This is a genomic window from Microcystis sp. M53603_WE2, assembly GCF_030065435.1.
In genome coordinates this window covers 1-3079 of sequence record NZ_JASJFF010000417.1, presented here as the reverse complement: position 1 = coordinate 3079, position 3079 = coordinate 1, and the positions used below count along the sequence as shown (strand labels likewise).

Below are 3079 nucleotides of genomic sequence, written 5' to 3'. Positions count from 1 at the left end.
GGTGCTACTTGGTTTCCCCCCCCGATGGCTTTAGGAAAAATAGCCGAAAAAAGCTTGACAAAAGCCACAGAATATGCTAGGGAAATGGGAGCAATTACCGCTAAGGAGGCCCTAGAGATCGGGATTAACTGGATTTTAGCCCCAATTGTCGATGTGAACAATAATCCCGACAATCCCGTTATTAATATTCGTTCCTTCGCTGAAACTCCCGAAATCGTCGCTAATCTAGCTCAAGCTTTTATTTTAGGGGCGGATTCCTATCCAGTTTTGACCACGGCCAAACATTTTCCCGGCCACGGTGACACCAGCAATGACTCCCATCTCGATCTTCCCATTATCAACCACGATCATCATCGCCTAGAAGCGATCGAATTGCCCCCCTTTCAAGCGGCGATCGAGTCGGGGGTTGATAGTATTATGTCAGGCCATCTGTTAATTCCCGCTTGGGATGCCGAGTTTCCCGCCACTCTTTCCTCGAAAATTCTCGCGGAAAAACTGCGCCAAAATCTCGGTTTTCAGGGTTTAATCGTCACCGATGCCCTGATTATGGGGGGAGTAACCAAAATTGCCAGCGCTGCCGCCATAGCAGTGAGGGCGGTACAGGCGGGGGCCGATATACTGTTAATGCCACCCGATCCGATCGAAGCGATCGAAGCGGTGTATAGTGCCGTGCAAGCGGGTACAATTAGCGAAGCGAGAATTAATGATTCTTGGCAACGTATTCAACGAGCAAAAGAGAAATTGGGGCAAAGACAGCCATCCTTAGAATCCTTAAGCAGTTTAGCGGCACCGCAAGCTCTAGAGATTGTCAGCGATATTTTAAAAGATTCCCAAACAGTTAGCGCTAATTTACCGATTAAAGCCACTCAAGGCCGCAATTTAATCATTATCGATGATTTACTCAACTGTGACTTTCTCGATCGCTCTTGTCCGGCGGTGACAATGCCCCGACAATGGGGTTATCAAACCCAAATAATTGATTGTAGCACCTTTAATCAGTCCCTCGTCTCCCCAGAAACGACTCTCCTACAAGTATTCATCCGTGGTAATCCTTTTCGGGGTAGTGCCGGATTAGGGGAGGAAACGAAAGCTATCTATCAAGCTTTGCTGAAAACCGGACAAATTCAAGCATTGATTATTTATGGTAGTCCCTACGTTTTCCAGTGGTTTCGTCAACAAAGCGGAGAAATTCCCTATCTTTTCAGCTATGGACAACAACCAAGCGCCCAAAAAATTGCCCTAGAAACTATTTTTGAGGGGCCCACTAGCGGCGAAAATCAGACCGATACTTTCATTTAAGGGCAAAAATTGTCTAGTAACCATTGGGCAATGCGATCGGAGGCCCCGGCCGATCCCATTCTCTGACGACCATTAACGGCGATTTCTTGCCACTGTGGGGGATTTTGTAATAAATATTCTAACTTGTCTGCTACTGACTCGGCACTATCGCCTAAGAGAATTGAACAGCCTAATAAACGCTGTTGCAGTTTGGCAAAATGGCGAGTAAACTGTGGTCCAGATCCCGCAATTGTGATCGCCGGTTTACCCAAACCGACGAACTGTTCCGTGGCAGTTCCCGCCATGGCGATGGCCAGATGGCAGCGGCCTAAATATTCGGCGTAATCCCTTTGAGAAATAGTTATAAATACTTCTTGACAAATAAACTTATTTGTGCTATGTTCTCGCCAACCCTGGGAAATTAAAGCAGCCGTAAAAGATTCTAGGGGGAGAGAAGGAGCGATCGCCGCCAAAAATTCCAGCTTATAATCGGGAAAACGTCCGATAATGGCGGCCACAGCCTCGATAATTTGCTGCCAATTGTGGAGAGATTCGGGAAAGCGCGAACCGGGTAGCAGCAGAATATTTAGGCAATCTTGGGGAAAATCGCCCGTTATCGAGGGTAAAAGGTCATCCATCATCGGATTACCCCCATCGACAACGGGAATTGACCACTGTTGTAAAATTTTGCTAGTTAAACTATCCCGGGGAAAAACCCCCCGACAGCGAGGATGAGCCATTAACCAGCGTTCCCAGGGATAATAGTAGGAACCCCAGAGGCGATCGATCATCGAGCTACTATCTAACCATCCCTGCTCATCCCGGAGATAGTATTCTGATTTAGCCGTTCCCACAAAAGCATAATCTGTCTCGCTCAACCAAGCAAGGGCAAGGGGTAAGATATCTCCCACCGCGACAATTTTTCCCCCTTCTTGGCCCCAATTTCTGACCAGACGGTATTGACGGGAGGTTAATCCTAATAATCCCTCCCGCAGATCTCGCCATAATTGTTTGGCATCCCTAGTGATAAAACCCCCAGAGGGCATTTTTTGACCTCGATCGAGAAGAGAAATCCCCAGACGAGTATAAGCATAACCGTTACCCACTAGGGGTAAAGCAGTAATATCCGGACAGTGGGGAGATGATTGCAGTCTTTTAATAATCCGGATCGCGATCTCGTCTTCACCGTGGCCATTACTCAAAAATAATAATTTCACTTTTTTTCTTAACTTCTGGCTTAAAGTCCTAAACTTCGGTTGTTTTATTCCCCTCGACCCTAGACAATGCTGATGGTTAGGGAACAATCAATTTTATAAAAGCAGTTAACCAACTCCCATTTAGTCTAATCTACCGGAAGGTTTCGCCGATCGCCTATCTCTGCCCTGATGGCGACCATTTGACCAAAGGTTAAGACTAAAAGATAAGAGATTAGTTTAACTGCTTCTATTTTTCTCGATCAAAAGACCAAATTTGGCCCCCCAGAGCCAAGAAGGTCAGAAAGCTGCTCTGATCGCTAAGTAGCTGGTTATAATTAAATTAAAAATGGATTTTAGGTTCGATCCCCCCTGCCCCCCTTGATAAGGGGGGTGCCGATCCCCCCTTAGTCCCCCCTTGATAAGGGGGGCATCTGATAACTTTTAACGCCTACCTACTCATATTAAAATCAGTGATTAATTGGCATCCTATCGGAAAAAATGATTATCGACTTACCCGATCGAGAAGCTACTGTCAATTTAGGGGAAAAACTGGGGCAAACCTTGGCCTCTGGCAGTGTAATTTTATTAAAAGGCGATTTGGGAGC

General features: G+C 46.3%; 2 protein-coding genes and 1 pseudogene. 2 read left to right on the top strand and 1 reads right to left on the bottom strand.

Annotated elements, in window-relative coordinates:
- The coding region (locus PX481_RS08715; RefSeq protein ID WP_288094408.1) for a glycoside hydrolase family 3 N-terminal domain-containing protein at positions 1 to 1299 on the top strand (1299 nt) is incomplete at its 5' end.
- Here PX481_RS08715 and PX481_RS08710 read toward each other — a convergent pair.
- On the bottom strand, positions 1296 to 2495 hold the full coding sequence (locus tag PX481_RS08710) for a lipid-A-disaccharide synthase-related protein (RefSeq protein ID WP_288094406.1): 1200 nt from the start codon (positions 2493 to 2495) through the stop codon (positions 1296 to 1298). The genes PX481_RS08715 and PX481_RS08710 overlap by 4 nt on opposite strands.
- Positions 2496 to 2972: 477 nt before the next feature.
- On the opposite strand from PX481_RS08710, the pseudogene PX481_RS08705 reads away from it, so the two are divergent.
- Positions 2973 to 3079: pseudogene (locus PX481_RS08705) on the top strand (tRNA (adenosine(37)-N6)-threonylcarbamoyltransferase complex ATPase subunit type 1 TsaE); the annotation flags it as partial.